Raw genomic sequence first — 20,459 nt, 5'->3', positions numbered from 1 at the left:
TCCTTCCGCGGTCGGTAGACGTCTCCGCCCGTGGTAGGAGGCAAAGACTGCACTTCGGCACGACGCGCGGTGGGTGGCCGTTTCCTAACGTCGAGTCATGACATGGACACTGCTGCACGACCGGATGGCCTTCATGGCCGAGGTGATCAAGGCCGCCGAGACGGACCCCGAGGCGGCACTTGCGTTGATCCACAACTCATCCGAGGTGGCCGAGCTCTTCGGCGACGAGGAGGGCCTGATGCTTTCGCTCGGCCAGCGCTGGATCACCATGCTGGTGGCCAAGCTGGATCAGGCCGCCCACGAGGGCACGTCGGCCGAACAGGTGCGCGCCGATCTGGCAGCCGCCGAGCCCGGACTGCACGCGTTGGTGAGGATCGGCACCCGCCGGTCGCTGCGAGTGCGCTCGCTCACCCGCGGTGAGCACGTGGCCGTGGGCCTGTTCGGCGGGTCCACCAGTGATCGGCAGACCGTTGCATGACCGCATGGGCAGCCTCGCGCGCCTGACCACCCGGTACGCGGTCCTCATCGTCGGCCTCTGGATACTGGCGGCCGGCGCCGCGAATCTGGCTGTCCCGCAACTGGAGCGCGTCGTCGACTCCCACGCCCGGTCCTTCATGCCCCCGGGCGCGCCCAGCGCGGTGGCCGCGGCACGGGCCGCCGAGTTGTTCAACCAGACGCCCAGCAACAACTTCGTTTACGTTGTGCTGGAACGTGATCAGCGGCTGACACCGCAGGATCGCCGGTTTTACGACGCGCTGACGACAGCGTTCGGTTCGGATCAGCGTCACGTGTACGCGGTGACCGACCTGTGGTCGCAGCCGGCCACGGCCGCGGGTGCGCAGAGTTCGGACGGCAAGGCGGTCAGCGTGATGGTGCGGCTGGCCGGCATGCTCGGCACCGCGCAGGCGCGCGACTCGGTGAACGCCGTGCGCGGCACCGTCCACCGGCTCTCACCACCGACGGGTCTGCAAGTCCATGTCACGGGCCCCGGCGCCACGATCGTCGACGAATTCTCCGCGATCGACCGCCAGATGCTCGGCATCACCGCCGCCACCATCGGTCTCATCCTGCTGCTGTTGCTGCTGGTCTATCGATCGCCGGTCGCGGCGGCGATCCCGCTAATTTCGGTCGGGCTCGCCCTGGCCCTGGCACGCCCCGTCGTCGCCGCCCTGGGTCAGGCCAATGTGGTTGAGGTGTCACTGTTTTCGGTGGCCCTCATGGCGGCCATGACACTCGGGGCCGGCACCGACTACGCGATCTTCCTGGTCGGCCGCTACCACGAGGGCCGGCGCCGTGGTGTCGAGCCGGCCCAGGCGCTCACGCAGGCCTACCGCTCCATCGCGCCCGTGGTGATCGGATCGGCGCTGACGGTATCGGTGGCGCTGGCGTGCCTGGTGTTCGCGAAGGTGGGTTCGTTCCGCAGCGCCGGGTTGCCCTGCGCCATCGGGATTCTGGCGACCATGGTGGCCGCGCTGACCCTGACACCCGCGCTGATGAGTTTGGCGATACGCCGCGGATATCTGGAGCCGCGGCCGTCCACGACCGCGCGGCGTTGGCGCCGCGTCGGCACAACGGTCGCACGCTGGCCCGGGCCGGTCCTGGTCGCCGCGCTGGCGTTGACCCTGCTGGTCGCACTGCCGTTGGTCAGCATGCGGGTCGGCTTCAACGAACCCGCCGCCACTCCGTCGTCCACCGACTCCAACCGCGGCTACGCCAGCGCCGACCGGCATTTCGCGGCCAACGCCCTGCTGCCCGATGTCGTCGCCGTGCAGGCCGACCACGACCTGCGCAACCCGGCCGGCCTGATCGCCATCGAGCGCGTCACCCGCCACATCATGGCCGTGCCGGGTGTGCGGGCGGTGCAGTCCGCCAGCCGGCCCGACGGCAAGGTTCCCGAGCAGGCAACGTTGAGCTACCAGGCCGGTGTCCTCGGCCGTCAATTCGGCGACAGCATGGATTCGCTGACCCAGCGCCTCAAGCGGGTTTCCCAGCTGGACAGCGCGCTGGCGCAGACCCAGCTTGCTGTCGACGGGTTGGGCAACGGATTACGCGGTGGCAGTGCCGGATTGGCGGACATGTCCGGCGCCGCGGACGACATGCGGGCAGGCATGGACGGGCTGCAGCGCAACGTCACGACGGTGTCGGGCTACCTCGACCCGTTGCGCGACTTCGTCGGGCGGACCCCCGATTGCGCCACCAATCCGATCTGCTCGACGGTGGACCGCGTGCTGCAGCCCGTCGACAGCCTGGTGCAGACGTCCACGCGACTGGGTTCGGGCGCCGCGAAGCTCACCAGTGGGTCGAGCACGGCCGCCACCGCCATGGCCACCCTGCCGCAGAGCGTGACATCGATGAAAGACGCGTTGGGACAGGCTCGTTCGGCCACGCATGACTTGCTGAGTCTGTCCGACACGCTCGGGCCACAGATGCGGCAGTTGACCGACTACCTGAACGAGATCGCCACGCAATTCCAGGACAGCGCCGCCGGTGACTTCTACATGCCGCAGCGGGCGTTGACCGACCCGCGGTACACCACCGCGCTGCGCCACCTCGTCTCCGAAAATGGCCGCGCCGCATACCTGCTGGTGTATGGCGACGGTTCGGAATGGGGGGCCGACGGTGCCAAGCGGGCGGATCAGGTGCGCACCGCCATCAAGGAGGCCACCAAGGAGGGGACCCTGACCCCGACCGAGGTCGACCTGGCCGGCGTGGGCCCGGTGACCGCCGATTTGCAGCGCTTCGTCGCGGGCGATGCCACGCTGCTGGCAGGCGCCGCGCTGGTCCTCATCTTCTTGATCGTCACGGCCATGCTGCGCAGCCCGGTGGCGGGCGTGGTCGTCGTCGGGACGGTCGTCACCTCCTACGCCTCGGCCGTCGGCGCCAGCGTGTTGATTTGGCAACATCTGTTGCATCAAGACCTGCACTGGGCCGTGGCGCCTTTCGCGTTCATCGCGCTGATCGCCGTCGGCGCGGACTACAACCTGCTGCTGGCGTTGCGCATCAAACAGGAAGCGGCGGCGGGTCTGAAGACCGGCATCATCCGGGCCTTCGGCGGCACCGGCGGGGTGGTCACGGTCGCCGGCATCGTGTTCGGGTTGACCATGCTGGCGTTGTTGACGAGCAGCGTGCTCAGCGTCGCCCAAATCGGTACGACCGTGGCGGTCGGGTTGTTGCTGGACACCTTGGTAGTGCGCGCCTTCATCGTGCCGTCCATCGTGGCCCTGCTGGGCCGGTGGTTCTGGTGGCCGAGCCCACTCCCCCGCCGCGCCGCCACGCCACCGGTGAAAACGCCTGAGCCGCAGCTGGTTACTGCTGCGGCGGTGTGACCGAGGACGGCAATCCGACCAGCACGCCTTCGACGTCGCCGTCGACGCTCACCAGCAGGCCACGCCCCGGCGGCAGCGTCTGGGCCCGGACGTTCCGGTTGATCCGGTTCTGCGGGTCGTTATCCATATAGAGCTGGGCCACTTTCGCCGAGTTCTGGAACCGCATCCACGGATCCATTTGCAGCGTAGCCCAGTTCGCGCTGTTGCGGGTGGTGAAGACATGCAAGCCGATCTGCCGGGCACGCTCCATCAGCTTCCACAGCGCCGCGCCCACCGGGGGCTTGGGCGGGTAGCTCTGATCCGGGCGCAGGTCCTGGATATCGTCGATGAGCACGAAGTGTCGCGGACCCTCCCACGGCTTGAGCGCGCGTAACTCCTCCTGGCTCAGGCCTTTCGGAGGCAGCCGCGGCAGCAGGACCTGTTGCGCGAGTGCGGTGATCACCTCGTCGATCTCGTCCTGGTCGTAAGCGTAGGCGCTTACGTAGCCGGGCCCGTGCAGGTCGCGCAGGCCGTGCGGGGCGGTCTTGGGGTCGATCAGGGTCAGCTGCGCTTCTTCGGCGCTGAACCGGTTCATGATCGCCTCGCCAATGGCGACCAGCGACATGGTTTTTCCGCAGCCCTGCCGTCCCAAGATCATCAATCCGGGACTCTCGCGCAACTTGATGGGGACGGGGCCCAGTTCGTGACGCTCGCCGATGGCGAAGCTGATCGAGAGGTCGTCGCCGCTGGGGTGCGCGGCCTCGTAGTCCAGGATCGCCTTCAGCGCCACCCGCTGCGGCAGGCGCTGCAGGGTGGCGTGCTTGGTCACTCCGGCGACGTCCGCGATGCGCGCGCCGACATCGATGATGCTGACCATCGCGCCGGTGGTGGGGTCGGTCAGCGCCGGCACGCCCACCCGCAGCTCGTGCAGGCTGTCCGTCAGACCGAAGCCGGGCCGGTTCAGTGTCCGCCGGGCCGCGTCGCGCGATTCCAGCGACGAGTGGCCCATCTGGCTTTCGCTGGGATCGGCCAACCGCAATTGGATTCGCGCCGTGGCGTTTTGCAGCAGGCTCTGCCGCTGCCCGTGAATCCAGCCGCCGGCGCTGCACATCACGTGCACCCCGTATTCGGGGCCACGGCTGCTCAACGAGATGATGCGGTCACCGAGCACGGTGTCTTTCGAGTACAGGTCGTCGTAGTCATCGACCACCACGAAGACGTCGCCGAATGGGTCGTTTGCATCGGTGCCGCCCAGGCCGTCGCTGCCCGGCGCGAAGCGGCGTTCGCGGAAGCCGTCGAGGTCGATCTTGAGGCGCCGGAACGAATCCTCGCGGGCATCGATCAAAGCGTCCATGCTGCTCAGGATTCGCTCGATGCCCTCGGCGTCCTTCGGCGACACGATGTCAGTGACATGGGGCAGCGAGGCGGCCTGGGCGAGGGTCGCCCCGCCGATGCAGAAGAACGTCACCCGCGACGGGCTGTACATCGTTGCCGCCGAGCACATCAGCGTCATCAGCGTGGTGGTCTTGCCGCGCTGCTTGGCGCCCACCACGATCACGTTGCTGCGCAACGCGTCCACCGCGTGCACGACCTGCTTGGACTCTTCCGGGATGTCCATGACGCCCACCGGGAACATCAGGCCCGGGTTGCGCCCATAGTCGACGTGCCAGGGCTTGCCGCGGTATCCCGCAACCAGGGCATCGATGGACTCGGGCTCCTCCAGCGGCTCCAGCCACGGCCGGCGCGGTGAGCGGTGCGGCACGTCGTGCAGCGACTCCCGCAGCACGTCGACGATCTTCTTGCGCTTGAAACCGTCGTCGTAGTATAGGAATTCGTCGGGCTCGGCGTCGACGGCCGCGGCGGCCTGCAGTGCGGTGGCGTCGGAGGCGTCCAGCGGTTGGAACTGCCAGTTGTACAAGCGCGGTTTGGTCAGCGTCATGTCGACGGTGGTGGCGACCTCTTTGGTCTTCGGCACCACGAATGGGGCGGACAGGTAGAAGCAGCGGAACGGCTCGAGGTCGCGCGGCCCGACCTTGAGCAGACCGTAACCGTTTTCCTTGGACGGCAGGTGGTAGGCGGCGTCCGAACCGATCACCTCGCGGCTGTCGTCACCGGACTCGGCTCGCAGCGCGATGCGGAAGGCGATGTTGGACTTGACCTTTTGCAGCGAGGACAGGTCCAGCCGCTGGCCGCCCAGCATGAAGAAGACGTTCGCGCCGCGGCCTTCCTGGCCGATGTGGATGATGAGGTTGATCCACTTCTCGTGGTTGGCGAACAGTTCCAGGTACTCGTCGACGATGACGAGCAGGACCGGCACCGGCGGCAGATCGCGCCCGGCGAGCCGGATCTCCTCGTAGTCGTTGGCGTCACGGGCACCCACCGAGGTGAACAGCTCGTAGCGCTGCTTGATCTCACCGTCGATGACCCTGCGCATCCGCTCGGCGAGGTGCCGCTCGTCCTTGCCGAGGTTCGACAGCGCGGCCACCACATGCGGGATGCCCAGGATGTCCTGCGCCGCCGACTCGAATTTCATGTCGACGAAGATGACGTTGAAAGTCTCCGGCGAGTGGGTCAACGCGATGCCGTAGACCAACGAAAGGAAGAACTCCGACTTACCCGAGCCACTGGTACCGATAACCACGGAGTGGAACCCGAAGCCGCCGAAGTCCTTGGCGCGGATGGTGATGTTCTGCAGCTCGCCGTTGGGTTTGGCGCCGACCGGGACCTCGCACCAGCGCTCGTCGCCGCGGCCGCGGCGTTCGGCCCACAGCCGGTCGACGTCCAGGTTGCGGGGGTCGTTGATGCCCAGGGCGCGCAGCAATTCGGTTGCGCCGCTGACCGAGTCGGCGATCTCGCTGCGGCTGGTCGGTGACCAGCGGGCCATCGCCCGCGCGTATCGGTAGGCGCGGTGCACCGACAGCTGGTCGGCGTGGGCGAAGAACTTGTTGCGGACCCGCAGCAGTGGTGCCGGGCGGTCGTCCTCGCCGTCGGCGTCGGAGCCGTTGCGGTGCAGGGTTACTTGGCCGTTGACCGAGCCGTTGGGTGAGCTGTGGCGTTCGCTGAGGTCGAACACCTGGTCGTTGGCGAAGCCCACGCCGGTGCCGATCCGGGATGCGATGCGCAGCAAGGTGATTCCCGCCTTGCCGACCTGGCCGACGACGCTCTCCCAGGCGTCGGGGCTGCCGGTGTTGTCGTCGACGATCACCAGGTGCGGGCCCAGGTCGACCGAGTCCGCACCGGTCTCCAGGGTCGAGCCCATCGCGGTAGGGCTGGCCGCGGCCAGCGGCGTCCAGGCGCCGCGCTTGCCCTTCATGTGCAGCTCGGCTCCGAGTGTCTCTTCGAGTTCCTCGGGTGTGGCGAAGACCAGGCGCCGAAACCCGCAGGCGTCGAACAGTTCGTCGTGCAGGTTGTGCGGCAGCCACACGATCCACGACCACGCCTCGGGGTTGCGGGTCACCACCATCAGCTTGACGTCGCGCGGGTTGTGGAAGACCGCCAGGGAGCACAGCACCGAGCGCATCAGCGACCGGAGCTTGTCCAGGTCTTCGCCGACGAAGCTGAAGCCAGGCGCCGAGCGCAGGTTTACCACCTTGGCGATGTCGCGAATCTTGCGCTGCTCCAAGATGAAATCGCGCAGCGCTTGCCCGGTGACGGGTTCGAGTTCTTCGTCGGAGGCGATGTCTGGCCAGGTCACCGATAGCACCGAGTCCGGTGCGTGCTGCACCCCGGTGCCGAGCCGCACCTCCAGGAAGTCCGCGTCCCCGCGCCCTCGTTCCCACATCCGCGGACCACCGATGATGGCGCCCAGACCGCGGGGGTCGGCGTGCACGGAGTTCTGCCATTCGCGTTGCGCGCACACGGCGGTCTGGATCTCGTCGCGGTTGCCGTCGAGGTCACGCAGGTAGCGCCGGCGGCCCTTTTCCATTTCGCCCCAAGTGATCTTGCGCGCTCGGCCGAAGCGGCCGGAGAAGGCGAGCATACTGAAGGCGCCGATGCCCATGAGGGGGAAGAAGCCGGTGGTCAGGCTGCGCACGCCGGAGACGTAGAGCATGACGATGGTGCCGATGAGCGCCACGATCAGCGCCGGCACACCGATCATCACCCAGATGTTGCGCGGTTCGCGTTCCGGCAGCGCGATCGGCGCGCTCGGTGCTACCCGAACCGGTTTCGGCGGCTCGATCTTGATGCGGTTGATGGGGAACGCTTTCTTGGACATTCTCTAGCCTCCCGGCTTCGCCGATGTCGTCACCACAGCAACCTTGCCGAGCGCCGGGACGGTGTCCCGGGCTAAAAGCGCTGCCTCCCTTGACAGTGCCGGGCCCGCGGCGAAGGTCCGCAGCAGCGGCCAGGGCGCCTGCACCGCCGACCCCGCGTCAAGGCCGAGCGCGCGCAACGTCGTGTCGTCGTTGGTGATGCCGAACCGCACCCCGTTGTCCGAAACCCAGAACAACGATTCCCGGGAGTCGGAGGTGACCACTCCGCTGGTCGACGTCACGAAGTTCGCCGCGCCCGGCAACACCAGCACCTGGTTGGCGACCACCGAGGCCGGGTCGCGGTCGTCACGCACCAGGTGCACGATGCGGTTGTCCAGGTATGACGGCGTGGGCAGTCCGCGCCCGTTGTAGACCACGACGCGCGCCTGCGGATCCGTGGACCCCTTCTCCCACCCCACGCAGGTGGTCGGATCGGCCGCGGTGTCAATGAAATTCAGGCGCTTCGTCGGGTAGTAGTCGACCGCGAGCGAGGACACCTCGGGGATATTGACCAACACGTCGGGGGTCACCACGCGGGGCGCCGTCGAGCCGTAGGAGTTGGCGCTGCGCAACAGGTCGGCGACGAAGCTGGTGACCTTTTGCACGCCGTCGGGCAACAGCACGTAGAACTGCTTGCCGCCGCTGGCGGTCTGGGCCTGCAGCACGGCGCCGACCTGTGAGCCCGACACCCACGTCGACGGCGTGCCCGCCAGGGGCACCGCGGGGACGCCGAGCGGTTCGGTCGCGGGCAGTGCGTCGTAGAGGGCTCGCGAAATCTCCACCGGCAGTGTGACTCCCGGGTCCAGGCCCAGGCTCAGCGTGATCGCCCGGTTCGACGGATCGATCTGCGAGCGTTTGCCGCCCCAGATCACGAAGGTGTTGCCCTCGAACGTGACCAGCACCCCGGCGTCGTCGCTCAACGGTGTGGCGCGGTCGAAGCCGTCGAGCACGCCGGCGATGGAGGTCACCACCGGCCGTTCGGGGCTGCGCGGTCGTCCCGCCGTGTCGCACACCGCCCACGCCGACGTCGCGCCCCGATGGACCGGCATCGCCGCCGGTGCCCCCGGGATGCCGACCAGTGGTCCGGTCGGATATTTCGCTATCTCAGCGGGTTTCACCCACGTAGGCTGATTCGCCGTGCCGGTCGCCAGCCGCGCGGACGTCAAATTCAGCACCGGGTAGAGCCGGCCGTCGATCCGGGCGTAGAGCGCCCCGGAATCGCGGTCGCCGATGATCGCCGAATCGCCCACGATGCCAGTGGGTTTCAGTACGTTCAGCAGTAGCATCCAGCCGGAGGCGATCGCCACCAAGAGTACCGACAGTACGAGCGCGGCGGTTTGCTTGCGGTCATCGTGCTTCATGCGCACCGAGAAGCGGGTGGTCGCCGCGCGAAGCCTACGGTTGTAAAACAGGTGCCCAGAGTTCTGGTCGCGGTTGGACAAACTCAGCGGCATGCTCAGTACCCCTTGGGCGCTCGGTGAGGATCGGCCTGCTGAATCCGATCGGCCAGATTCGACGCGTCGACGGCCACCCCGTAACGGCCCATCGCATAGTTGATGAATGCGCACGCCTGCGCCACCAGATTGTGAATGTCACGCGAGGTTCCTCGCTGGTGATAGGCCGCGAACGTCGGCGCGATGAATTGCCAGGCACCCTTGCTCGGTGTGCCCCGTGCCGCGTTGGAATCCCAGTCGTTGACCGCGTTGGCGTTGTAGTTGGACTCGCGGCGCGCCACCAGGTCCATGCCGCGTTCCCAGCGAGCGCGAGCCGTCGGGTTGTGAATGCCCTTGATGTCCAGGGCTTTACGGATGGCCGCCAAAACCGCCGGGCGTCCGCTGCCCTGGTTGCTGTGCATCGACCGCCCTCGTAGGTAGTGCAAGCGTCGCAGCCTGCGCGCGAGCAGCCTTGCCCGCCGGCGTGATCCGGCGACGTGCCGATGTTGGGTCCGCAGCCGGGCCGCCATGCGGGCGGCCGCCTCGCGTCGGCCCAGCGGCGTATCGACGGCCGGTGTCGTGTCGGTCAAGGCTGCGTCCAAGGTTGCCCGTGTCGCTATGTGGCCGTGGGTGTGATCGGCTCGCGCCGCGGAGATGACCTGCCCCAGCGTCCGGTCGGTGTGGGCCAGCCGGCTTAACTGCGTTACCGAGGCGCCTGACCGCTGGGCCGCTGCGCCGGGCAGTCCGCCGCTGCGACGCGATATCGCCTGCGCCTGCGCCTGCGTCCGCACCGGCGCGTCACCGACGCCGTCACCGGCCGTGGCTTCCCCGAACAGATTGTGGGCGCGCGTCAGTGCCGCGACCGCTTGAATTTTAAGGGGATCGGTCACCGGCTTCCCCGCCCTGATCCATTTGTGCGCCCTCGCGGCGCCGCATCCTTGCCGGACACTTCGCGCTCGTACTCCCACACCCTCCTGGCCGCGTATTCCGCGGTCGCTGCAGACGTACCAATAGCATGCACGCATCGACAGTTCTGCTGTCAATAACGGACAACCCAATTTGACCCGCACATTTGGGATCGGCCCGGCCGCGATTACGTAGCGACACTACTGCCGGACGAACCGCCCGACCACTCACTCTTTCGGCCGGCTGGGAACGCGTCCTATTCTTTCAGCTCGTCCTCGGACGGCATTATCACGATCCGGCGGTTGGGCCTATTGGTGACGACGGTCGGCTTGGCCTCCCCGGATTTGTTGCCCGGGGCGCTCGGCGGGATCGTCAAGCGGCCTTTGATCGGTTGCCCGTTAGGCACACCCGGGGCCATCACCCGCTTCTCGACCGGGGTGTCTTTCTTGCCGCCTTCACCGCCATGGCCCATCGCGCCCGGCGGCATCATCGGCATTCCGGTCATACCGGATTGCCCGGGCATCGCGGGCATGCCACCGGTCGGCGGCATCGTGGGTGCCTTGGCGCCCGCCGGAGTGGTCGGCGGGGACGAAGTGGGCACGGGCGGCGGGCCGAGCGAGCTGGCCGGGGTGGTGCCGCCACCGCCGAGGCCTGCACCACCGCCGCCGGAACCCCCGCCCAATCCGGCGCCGCCACCACTGCCGACACTGTCGACCAGATGCGCGTCGTTGGCGAGCCCGGCGCCGTGGGCGCCGCCCTGCACCGCGCTCATCAGCGGCTGGAGTGCACTCTGACCGGCCTGCATCGCCTGTTGAGGGAGCTGCGTCAGCGGCCCCATGACGCCGCCGATGGCGCCGCCGAGTGCGCCGGTGACGCTCTGCAGCATCTGCTGGATCATCTGCATGTCTTGCTGGCTGTTGGCTTCGTTGGCCGGGAATTTGGCGGCGGCGTCGGCGGCATGGGCGCGACGATCAGCGTCGGCGGCCTCGACGTCAGCGGCGTCTTTGGGGACACCGGCGTTGCCGGCGCCGGTTAGTGCACCGCCACCAAAACCGCCCCCGGGAGAGTTATCGGGCGGGTGACCGGGGCCGGGCTTTGGGGCCGGCACTGGCACTCCGTTGACTAACACGTACGTGGTTGTCAGATCACTGCTGATGGGGCCGTAATTCACGATGTCACCTCCATCACTGGTAGTGCCTCAGCGCTTGATGCGCACCATTCTGCGCAGCGAGCGCCAGTAGGACAATTTTGGCACAAACTGCCGGTAACGCTATTCACCCGACAACTGCGGGCAACTACGATGCGTTCCGGTGACTGGTTGCCTCGAACCAGGCGAGGTGATAATTCGCGAGGTAACCACGCCCTTCGATCAGCGCCTCGATAGCTGACAAAAGCATCCAATCCCCAACAGCCGCTTGGTCGTGGTTAGGGTATGCATTCAGCACAGAGTGCTGAATTTCAGCGACGCATTCGCGCAACAACTCGAATTCGCTGTCGAGGACACCCGTTTTTCGCACCGCAGGTGCCGCGACAGCCTGGGCGATACGCGGCAGGCCGTCCCGGCGTCGCACGGCATCGACCAGGGTTGGCCCGAGCTCCTCGACGTCAGGCGCGGCCGAGCGAGCAGGCCGATCGCCGCTGAGCGCGGGCTCATCGGGACCCGGTTCGGCTACATACGTGTTGGCGTGATGGGCAGCCGCAACCGTGATAGCGCCGAGCAAATCCACCACGTTGGCGTCGTGGCGTCGTGTTGTCGGCTCAAGCAAGGTCACGTGGGCGGGCAACCGGACGTGCGGCGGAATCCACCCGCCGGCGAGGTCGGTGACCAGCAGAGTTGTGGTGCCGTCATCTCGTAGCCCCGCCGCCCACGAAAGCCGCGGCTCCTGACGCGCCACCGCGTCGACGATCCGCTGTAGCCGCTGTTGTTCGGCCGTCCTCGCGGATACCGTGCCGGCGGTCGCTCCTGCTGCTGCGGATGCTGCCGATGCACCGGCCATGGTCGACGATCCAGCGCCTGCCTGACCCGCGGCAGCCCCGGCGGCCGTCCGCTCCACCGGAGAGACAAGTGGCCCACCGGCGGACGGGGATGACGCCGGCGAAGAAACTACGGGTGCACCCGACACGGGACCGACCGGCGCAGAAGGCACGGATGGGGGCGCCACAACCGGCGGACGCAGGTCGGAACCATAGGCGGGCAGCGATCCCGATAGGATAGAAGATCCCCCACCGAGGGTCGGTGCGGGCGACGACCACGACGCGCCGGTCATTACCGGCGCCACGGAAGTGCCTCCCCCGGTAGCCGCTGGAACCGGGGACGCGGCCGGCGGTGCGTCGACCGGAGTGCCCGTCGGTATGAATGCCCCCGCGCTCGGTACTGTCGGCGTCACTGCCGGTGTCGCCTGTGGAGTTTGGGGTCCCCCGGCCTCCATTGCCTGTAGCGGTCCCGCCGTAAACGCTTGACCGCCAGGGCCCGTCGCCTGCCCTGTCGCGATGCCGGACGTGAACGCCTGCCCTAGTCCGGGCTGGCCGCCTTGACCTAAACCGACCGGTGACACTGGCGCTCCGCCGCCGTGTACGCCTGGTATTCCTGGCGATACGGTTCCGCCGCCGCCGGGCATTTGCACGCCAGCGGGCGATACCGGAGAACTCGCGGCCGGGACGCTACCGCGCACACCATCCCCACTGACTGGGCCCGGCACGGACCCACCCGACGGCGCCCCTGGCGGCCCGCCCCCGCCACCGCGTATGCCGCCACCACCTGCCGCTGATGGCGAAGCCTGCCCTGGCGAGCCACCCGGCGATCCTCCATCGCCGCGCACCCCGCCACCGCCTACGCCGCCGCCTGTTGAATTAAGGTCCGCCTCGCTGATCGGCTTCGGCGGCTGGGCATCGCCAACATCGAACCCGTTTGCCTGCGCCCAGCTCCGCGCGTTGCCACCAATTCCTTCAGCATCGAGGATCTTCTGGGTAGCCGCCATCATCTTGTCGAGCGCGTCGCGGCTGGCGTTTGCGGCATCAGCGTTGCAGCGAGCTTGGACGGCTTGCACTTCCGTTAATTTTTCCGGCAGTGGCTTTTTTGAACTGAGGATCTCATTAATTTCTTGATTGCCTCTATTCGCTATGTCCGACAAGCGACTTCGCAGATAGTCGATGGCATCGGCGCCCGCATTCAACGCGGATGCTTTTGTCTGGTACTTCTCGGCAAGATCCAGATGGAGCTTTTCCCCTTGCTGGAATCTGGTTATGAGATCGTCTGCAGTATGTCCCTTATTGCTCGCAGCAAAGGCTGTCCACTGGGTGCGCAAGTTCTGCGAATACAGCTGCTGCTCCGCGCATTCTTGGCTCCAGTGTTGAGCGCCGGCGCGTAAACCCGTCGACGGTGCTGGCCACCAGGGCCCGATCAGCGCGGCTGTCCAGGTACCCGGTGGGAGATCAGCTGCCACCGCATGCCCTTTTCATTGCAGCATCCTTGGCGTTCACCTCGGCCACCGCCACCTGAAATTCGGCTTCGGTAGCGGCCCCATCGCTGCTTTTCGCCGTATCCATCAGGTATGCGGTTGCTAGAGCCTGCGCCGCGTTGCGGTGCTGCTCGTTGAGAGCGGGGTCGTTAGATGCGGTGAAAAGCAAGACGGCGGAATTCGTAAGCGCGATGCGCGCGAACGCCTTGTCGCTGCCATTCGTATCAACTTGTACAGACCGCGCAGCCACCTTGTAGGTCTCGCAGAGCCGCCGTTCTGCCGCTAAAGGCTCCGCGGTGCTATGAGTTGGCGGCGTAGAGGTCGCCGACTTTTGCGGTGATGTCGGTCGCGTCAGCGCAATAATCAACGCGCCGACAGCCACTGCCGCAGTCACGCTGATCAGGATCGCCAGCCATCTGCTTGAGCGAGATCCGGAACGCCTTGCACGAGCTGATGCCGAATTCCCCATGTGCGGGTCCGCAGTTGGCTCCCCAGCAAGCCCGGAAGGCACCTCCCCCGCCACGGCCACTCCCTACTCGTCACGAGCACCGGCGCTTCCCGGTAGCCCAATCACTGTCAATCCCAATGGTGCGCCAGGCGACGGCACGCCAGCAATTCACTGCACGGTTATTCACCTACGCCGAGCCAGAGTTCCGATGCCATCCCGCGGCACCTTGCATGAATGCTGAACCGCGCCGCGGAAGTCCCGAATTGCTCGCCTCAAGCCCGCCCTGCCGACGGCCTGGCGATCAGGCTGCGCACCAGCTCCGTTCACTGAGCCGTTAGGAGCACTACGAACCACACACCTTCTTCATCGCTGCATCCTTGGCGTTGATGTCGTCAAGCGTGGCTTGAAACTGTGCATCGGTCGCGACGTCCCTATTTCCCATTGCCGTTCCCTGACGGTATGACGCGGCCAAAGCATGGGCGGGGTCGCGATAAGTTGAGCTGAGGGCTGGGTTGGCGGCTGCGTCATCGAGCATGGCCGCAGCGTTAGTCAGCGCGATACGACCCAACGCCACATCGTGGCCGTTGGTATCAACTTGCACAGCTCGTGCACCTAGTCTGTATGTATCGCACAATTGGTGTTGAGCTGTGGACACCTCGGCAGCACTGTACGTCGGCGGAGTGCTCGTCGTTGCTGGCTTCATAGCTGTCGGTCGAGTCAGCGCCGCAATCAGTGCAGCGATCGCCACGACCATGGCTGCTCCGGCCAACACCACTGCCGGCCATGTCCGCGCACGAGCTTGTGGCTGCGTCGGAAATATAGGGGCCCACTGCGTTGGGCCAGCCGGACTGACGCTCGGTCCCTCGCCAGGAGCTGGAGGCAAATCCCCCGCCATGCGTCCTCCTCAATTCTGTAGCGGCGCTCGACGTCGGCCGCCGAAGACTTTTGTGCCGCGTGTCCCCAAAAGTGGAACAGCTAACCAGGCCATTAGCAATTGCCGCGCCACTGTGGGCGGAACCTCACCCGTCGCCGCACACCTTCCTCATTGGAGCGTCTTTGGCGATTACGTCATTGATTGCTGCTCGCCACGCCGCATCGTCGCCCCCAGCAGTACTAGACACCGCGACAGCATTGCTATAAGCCGCAGCAAGCGCTAGGGCTGCAGCGCGATCATTCGGCGCGACCGCAGGCGCCGAATTCACAGCTTGTGCGAGCATGACCGCCCCGTTCACAGTGGCGATATTTGCCCGCTCCGGGCTCGTTCCATTTGTGTCGATCTGGACCGCACGTGCGGCGAGTTTGTATGCCTCGCATACCTGTTGGTGCGCAGCTGCAGTTTGATCCGCAGTGAACGAAGGTGTCATCGACGTAGTTGAGGAGGGCACTGACTGATTGGTTGAAGGCCGGATCAACCCGACAACGAGTGCGACGACGCCCAGAACAACGGCAGCCGCCGCCAAGGCGATGGCCGGCCATGGCCGTGGACGCGGCGGTGGCTGCACGGGAAACGCTGGCACCGATTGCGTTGAACCTGGCGGTGGGCCGGTGGTCGGCCCTTCCCCCGGAGCTGGAGGCAAATCGCCGACCATGCGTCCTCCTCATGTCGGGCAGAAGCTTTCGGGATCGCATCCCGAAGGTTTTGCTTCAATAGTTGACCAGCTAACCCCGCAACGAGCAATCACCGCGGCCGTGCGGATAAGAAATCATCCGAGGCCGCATAGCTTTTCATCCCAGCATCCTTCGCGTTGACATCCGCTATGGTCGACTGCCACGCGACAGGGTCATTCAAGCTAGCTTCGCCCGCGGCATCGGTGTATGCGTCGGCCAGTGCCGCGGCGGTGTTGCGATCACTTACCGTAAGCGCTGGGGTCCCGCTTAATGCTCGCCCGAGGAGCACCGCACCGTTGACGGTTGCAATCCCCGCACGTTCCGGGCTGTTGCCATTCGCCTCGATCTGCACAGCACGAGCGGCGAGCTTGTACGCGTCACACAACTTCTGGTGCGCCGCAGACGCTTCGGCCGCGGAGTAGGTGGGTGCGGCCGGCGAGGGCGTACCACTCGAACCCGACGACCGCGACGTCGCAAAAACCAAAGCAACCACCGGCCACATCCGTGAGCGTGCCGCCTGTATCGCCGGATAGCTTGGGGCCCACTGCCCCACCGGCGGACCGGCATGCGGCCCCGCACCCGGATGTGAAGGCGGGCCGTCGGTAACGGGCATCTCTTAGACGCTCTGTGTTGAAGGACCGGAACTCGGTCGCAGCGCCTGCATTTCGGTGGCGTTGTTCTTGTCCATGTTGGTGAACCCGTTGGCTGCAGTGTGCGCTTTGGTGCCCACCCCCGTGAGCGTCTCGCTGTGGCCCTGAAGGGTTTTCACGTGCTGGCCGTGTGCGGCCGCGACCGCGCTGTGAAAGGCGTCGGCCGCGGCGAAGTCACCGAACATCCCCGATGCCACCGTTCCGCCCGCTAATTGATCGGCGCCCTCCTGGGCGTGCCCACCCGCGCGGTGTGACTGGTTGCCTCCGGAATGCAATAGCTCTGTATCAACGAACATCGGCACTCCTTCCGAGTCGCAACCGATTCTCGACGCGCGACATAGTCCCTTTGATCAGGCTAAATACCGATTCGCGAGTGGTCAATTCACTACCGCCGACCCAGCAGACCCGCGCCTAAAACGCATGGCCATTGGTGACCGATCGCGCCGGCCGATCCCATTCCGGATCGACGGCGATCGGCATCTGGATCCCGATATGCGGTAGCGATACCGTCCCCAAGGGGGTGTGCACCTGGAGGGGAACGGCGATCCGCGCCGCGGCTCGGTCTGACGCCAGCATGCCCTCGCCGGCCAGACGGTCGCCATGCCCGGTCACGATCTCAGTCATGTTGTGCAGCGCTTCGCTGCCCACGTCGTAGTAGTGCGAGTGGTCGGTGAACCACGGCATGACGCTATGCGAGCCGGCAACCTCGGCACGGAACCGCACCGCCCCGAAGCCCGCATGCGCCGGGTCGCTGCCCAGCCCGGCCAACGGTCCCACCGGTTCGCCTAGCGTCTCGTTCAGTCCGTTCGGGAGGCCGCTGCCCGCCTCGCCGATCCAGCTGATCGCATCGGTCGAAGCGGCGCCAACATACAGCCTGCTGCGCGCCAAATTGAAATCCGCGGCGCTGCGCGCCAAATCGCCTCCCGGGCAACCGGTTAGCACCGCATCGTCGGCGCGCATGTCGCTGTTCGCGAATGCGTCGGCGACGGTCGTAGACCCGTAGGAGTGTCCGAGAACGGTGACATGTGCTGAAGTCGGTCCATCATGTGTCGCGGCGAGGCCGTTGACATCGGCGGCCAGGAGCGCACCCGCTTGCCTCGCCCGCCACGGGGTGCCAACCTGTTCCAATTCAGAGGGGTCGGTGATGGCATGTTGCCAATGCGGTTGGCCGAATTCGGGTGCGTCATAACCCATCCAGGCCAGCACTGCGGTGGAACGCTGGGGGTCGGCTCTGGCAGCCTGCTGGTAGAGGTTGATCGCGTCGTCCGTCCCGTCGGACATCCATCCGCCCCGCACGCTGCTGTTGGTGCCCGGGACGATGACCGCCGTGTTGCGGGATTTGTCCGGGTTGCCGATCGCGATGGCCGCCCTGCCCTTGCCGTTGAACGCCAGCGGGTCGTACGCCCAAAGCATGACGGGGAGCCCGCCATGCCCTTCGTCGCGTTCGAGGAACTCGTTGGTTTTCACCGCGTTCTGGTATCGGGTGATGTCGGTGGCGCACAGCCCGTAGTCGCCGGGGTTGCTGAAGACATCGGTGTCTCGGTTGTTAAGTGCGCTATCCCGAAGCGTCGAGGGAACCAGTCCGCGCCGGCGGGCAGCGTCTTCGACCCTGCGCAGATCGTCATTCATCGCCGCCTGATTCACCGAGTCACGCACGTCGGCGGGTACGCCGTTGAGGTTGCCCAACTGGTTGGGATGCTGGTCGGTGAGCAACCGTTTTTGGCTGGCGCTCAAAGAATCCCACCACCGCCTGACCTGCTCCGGGTCGCTATCCTGCAGCGGTACCGGCAACTCGTCCACACCCTGCAGCTCCATCGGGTCGGCCCCGTCCGCCCGGAGGACGCCTAGAGCAGCGTCGAGCAGCGTCGAATACCGTTCCCGAATCTGCCGCAGCACCAGCATGATTGCCTTCGTCTCGACCACGGCATCCGTGCGCAGATCGTCGGCAGCACAGCCGTCGTCGTCGGCGCGGGCCTCGCAAATCTCGTCGTCGATGTCCTCGAGGTCGTACTCCAGCGCGGCCAGGTACCACCCGGACGTTCGCTGGGCCTCGGCCAGCGCTGCGGCGATGCTCTCCAAATCGATTGCGATCCGCGGCAATTGCTCGGCCTGCAGACCCAGTGACCGGGTCACTCGATGCACCTCGCCGGCATCATTGATCGGATGCTCGCCGTTCTGATGATCCCACGCCGCCTCGAACCGAAGCCGGGCCGCCTCGAACGCGAGATCTGCCTCAGCGGTGCTGGCCCCGGCGTCGCGGAAAGCCTGTGCAAGGGTCGAGATCTGCCCCGGGCGACCGGCTTGCAGGCTGGCGTTGATCGACCACGGATCACCGCCGGCCTCGGCAACCAGGAAGGGAACGCTCAAGTAGCGCAGTAACATTGCGACGTCGCTACGTCAGCAATGCCTCACAAAGCACTCGCGCCGTCGGCGAGACCGTCGCCGTCGGTGTCGGTCAGCCGGACGTTCCATTTGCCGTCGCCATCGGTGTCGACATATCCGGTCACGCCGGTTTCGTCGGAGCGCAGCACCCGGTCGGCGAGCCCATTGCCATCGCTGTCGACCAGGCGTGCGTCGGCGCTCCCGTGGCCGTCGAAGTCGACCATGGGGCCGCCGGTGTGCTCGACACCGTCGAGGCCGAACCACCGCAACTGGCCGCCCCGGTCCATGGCCACGGCCCACGTCCCGGATCCGTCGTCGGTGAAGTACGCCTCGGGGGTTCCGTCGTTGTCGATGTCCAGCACGGCGTGGTCGACGAGTCCGTCACCGTCGAGATCCGCGAGAGCGTCGTCGCGCAGACCGTCGTGGTCGAAATCCAGCCCGATCGATTCGAAGCGCCCGTCGTGGTCCAGGTCGAGGTCGGGTTGCCCGTGCCAAATCGCGGCCGCCCCGTTATCGCCAGATAAGCAGTAGTCCATGCGTATTCGGACGCGCGTTTACGTCTAGTCGTTCCCCCGAGACTTCCACCACGCCAACAGTTCCGCGGTTGCCTCGTCGTTGTCCAACGGGCCTCGCTCCAGCCGAAGCTCCTTCAAAAATCGCCATGCCTCCCCGACCTGAGGGCCGGCCGGGATGCCGAGCAGCTCCATGATCTGGTTGCCATCCAAATCGGGGCGCACCCGCTCCAGATCTTCCTGGGCGGCGAGCTCGGCGATGCGCGCCTCGAGGCGGTCATAGCTGGCCTGCAGCCGCGCGGCCCGGCGTTTGTTGCGGGTCGTGCAGTCGGCTCGCACCAGCTTGTGCAGCCGTGGCAGCAGCGGCCCGGCATCGGTGACGTAGCGGCGCACCGCGGAGTCGGTCCACTTTCCATCGCCATAGCCGTGAAACCGCAGATGCAGATACACCAGCTGCGAGATGTCCTCGACCATCTGCTTGGAATACTTCAACGCCCGCAACCGCTTTCGGACCATCTTGGCGCCGACGACCTCGTGGTGGTGAAAGCTCACACCGCCGTTGGCTTCGTGGCGCCGCGTGGCGGGCTTGCCGATGTCGTGCAGCAGCGCGGCCCACCGCAGCACCAGATCCGGGCCGTCGTCCTCCAACGCGATCGCCTGGCGCAGCACGGTCAGCGAGTGTTGGTAGACGTCCTTGTGTTGGTGGTGTTCGTCGATGGCCATCTGCATGCCGCCGACCTCGGGCAGCACCACCTCGCCCATGCCGGTCTGCACCAGCAGATCAATGCCGGCCGTCGGGTCGTCGCCGAGCACCAGTTTGTCCAGCTCGGTGGCCACCCGTTCGGCGCTGATCCGGGACAGTTGCGGGGCCATCCGGTCGATCGCCTCACGCACCCGCGGCGCGACGGTGAAGCCGAGCTGCGAGACGAACCGGGCCGCGCGGAGCATCCGCAACGGGTCGTCGCCGAAGGACACCTCCGGCGCGGCGGGGGTGTCCAGGATCCGCGCGCGCAGCGCCGCCAAACCGCCTAGCGGGTCGAGGAATTCGCCCGGCCCCTCGGGGGTGATCCGCACGGCCATCGCGTTGGCCGTGAAATCGCGGCGCACCAGATCGTCTTCGAGGCGTTCACCGAAGCGCACCTCGGGATTCCGCGACACCTGGTCGTAGGTGTCGGCGCGAAAAGTGGTGATTTCCAGGCGATGGTCACCCTTGCCGACCCCGACGGTGCCGAATTCAATCCCGGTGTCCCACAGGTTGTCGGCCCACCGCCGCAGAATTTGTTGCACCTGCTCGGGGCGGGCGTCGGTGGTGAAATCCAGGTCGGGACTCAACCTGCCCAACACCGCGTCCCGCACCGAGCCGCCAACGAGGTACAGCTCGTGGCCCGCCGCGCCGAACGCGGAGCCGAGCTCGGCGAGCATAGGCGCATGCCGATTCAGGGCGACCGCGGCGGCGGTCAGCAGGTCGGCATCCTGGGCGGCGTCTGGCACGTTCGATCAGCCT

13 protein-coding genes and 1 pseudogene are annotated in these 20,459 nt (G+C 66.6%); 3 read left to right on the top strand and 11 right to left on the bottom strand.

From position 1 onward, the window contains the following. Positions 1-97 precede the first annotated feature (97 nt). The gene (locus ACZYVJ_RS15145) at positions 98-478 is read left to right on the top strand and encodes a hypothetical protein (RefSeq protein WP_463831765.1); all 381 of its coding nucleotides are present in this window, start codon (positions 98-100) and stop codon (positions 476-478) included. Beyond that, positions 471-3,326 (top strand): MMPL/RND family transporter, encoded by a 2,856-nt coding sequence (locus ACZYVJ_RS15140; RefSeq protein ID WP_463833002.1) that lies wholly within the window; start codon positions 471-473, stop codon positions 3,324-3,326. Before ACZYVJ_RS15145 ends, ACZYVJ_RS15140 begins: the two co-directional genes overlap by 8 nt. On the opposite strand, the gene eccCa is transcribed toward ACZYVJ_RS15140, so the two are convergent. From eccCa to ACZYVJ_RS15105, 7 genes are all read right to left on the bottom strand, one after another. Beyond that, positions 3,307-7,521 (bottom strand): type VII secretion protein EccCa, encoded by a 4,215-nt coding sequence (eccCa, locus tag ACZYVJ_RS15135; protein WP_463831764.1) that lies wholly within the window; start codon positions 7,519-7,521, stop codon positions 3,307-3,309. The genes ACZYVJ_RS15140 and eccCa overlap by 20 nt on opposite strands. A 3-nt stretch (positions 7,522-7,524) precedes the next feature. Then, positions 7,525-9,012 carry a type VII secretion protein EccB gene (gene eccB, locus ACZYVJ_RS15130; RefSeq protein ID WP_463831763.1) on the bottom strand — a complete coding sequence of 496 codons (1,488 nt, stop codon included), beginning with the start codon at positions 9,010-9,012 and terminating at the stop codon, positions 7,525-7,527. Positions 9,013-9,014: 2 nt separating this feature from the next. Beyond that, a complete protein-coding gene (locus ACZYVJ_RS15125) occupies positions 9,015-9,881 on the bottom strand; it encodes a transglycosylase SLT domain-containing protein (RefSeq protein ID WP_463831762.1) in 867 nt (288 codons plus the stop codon). A gap of 272 nt (positions 9,882-10,153) precedes the next feature. Next, positions 10,154-11,005: a hypothetical protein gene (locus ACZYVJ_RS15120; RefSeq protein ID WP_463831761.1), complete on the bottom strand. Its 852-nt coding sequence runs from the start codon at positions 11,003-11,005 to the stop codon at positions 10,154-10,156. A 187-nt stretch (positions 11,006-11,192) separates the two neighbouring features. Then, on the bottom strand, positions 11,193-11,894 hold the full coding sequence (locus tag ACZYVJ_RS15115; RefSeq protein ID WP_463831760.1) for a DUF5631 domain-containing protein: 702 nt from the start codon (positions 11,892-11,894) through the stop codon (positions 11,193-11,195). Between the two features lie 1,435 nt (positions 11,895-13,329). Then, entirely contained in the window at positions 13,330-13,749 is a 420-nt protein-coding gene (locus ACZYVJ_RS15110; RefSeq protein WP_463831759.1) for a hypothetical protein, read from the bottom strand. A gap of 397 nt (positions 13,750-14,146) precedes the next feature. Continuing rightward, positions 14,147-14,404: a hypothetical protein gene (locus tag ACZYVJ_RS15105; RefSeq protein ID WP_463831758.1), complete on the bottom strand. Its 258-nt coding sequence runs from the start codon at positions 14,402-14,404 to the stop codon at positions 14,147-14,149. Between the two features lie 1,303 nt (positions 14,405-15,707). Between ACZYVJ_RS15105 and ACZYVJ_RS15100 the strand changes: the two are divergent. Continuing rightward, positions 15,708-15,827 (top strand): annotated as a pseudogene (locus ACZYVJ_RS15100) (hypothetical protein); the annotation flags it as partial. A 200-nt stretch (positions 15,828-16,027) separates the two neighbouring features. Here the strand turns inward: ACZYVJ_RS15100 and ACZYVJ_RS15095 are convergent. The 4 genes from ACZYVJ_RS15095 to ACZYVJ_RS15080 all read right to left on the bottom strand — a co-directional run bounded on the left by ACZYVJ_RS15095 (position 16,028) and on the right by ACZYVJ_RS15080 (position 20,446). Further along, a complete protein-coding gene (locus ACZYVJ_RS15095; protein WP_463831757.1) occupies positions 16,028-16,357 on the bottom strand; it encodes a DUF2563 family protein in 330 nt (109 codons plus the stop codon). Between the two features lie 115 nt (positions 16,358-16,472). Beyond that, entirely contained in the window at positions 16,473-18,443 is a 1,971-nt protein-coding gene (locus ACZYVJ_RS15090) for a putative alpha/beta hydrolase (RefSeq protein ID WP_463831756.1), read from the bottom strand. A 26-nt stretch (positions 18,444-18,469) separates the two neighbouring features. Then, complete coding sequence (locus tag ACZYVJ_RS15085) at positions 18,470-18,979, bottom strand: pullulanase (protein WP_463831755.1); 510 nt, start codon at positions 18,977-18,979, stop codon at positions 18,470-18,472. Between the two features lie 24 nt (positions 18,980-19,003). After that, positions 19,004-20,446, bottom strand: coding sequence for a CCA tRNA nucleotidyltransferase (locus ACZYVJ_RS15080; RefSeq protein ID WP_463831754.1), 1,443 nt, complete (start codon positions 20,444-20,446; stop codon positions 19,004-19,006). Positions 20,447-20,459: the final 13 nt, after the last annotated feature.

This window comes from Mycobacterium sp. IDUB_3, from assembly GCF_055419585.1.
Note: the sequence above shows the minus strand (reverse complement) of the source record. Positions and strands in the feature narration are given on the sequence as shown.

Coding starts and splice junctions, on each gene's coding strand:
- ACZYVJ_RS15145 (WP_463831765.1), top strand. CDS start 98: ATGACATGGACACTGCTGCACGACCGGATGGCCTTCATGGCCGAGGTG.
- eccCa (WP_463831764.1), bottom strand. CDS start 7,521: ATGTCCAAGAAAGCGTTCCCCATCAACCGCATCAAGATCGAGCCGCCG.
- eccB (WP_463831763.1), bottom strand. CDS start 9,012: ATGCCGCTGAGTTTGTCCAACCGCGACCAGAACTCTGGGCACCTGTTT.
- ACZYVJ_RS15115 (WP_463831760.1), bottom strand. CDS start 11,894: ATGGCCGGTGCATCGGCAGCATCCGCAGCAGCAGGAGCGACCGCCGGC.
- ACZYVJ_RS15095 (WP_463831757.1), bottom strand. CDS start 16,357: ATGTTCGTTGATACAGAGCTATTGCATTCCGGAGGCAACCAGTCACAC.
- ACZYVJ_RS15090 (WP_463831756.1), bottom strand. CDS start 18,443: ATGTTACTGCGCTACTTGAGCGTTCCCTTCCTGGTTGCCGAGGCCGGC.
- ACZYVJ_RS15085 (WP_463831755.1), bottom strand. CDS start 18,979: ATGGACTACTGCTTATCTGGCGATAACGGGGCGGCCGCGATTTGGCAC.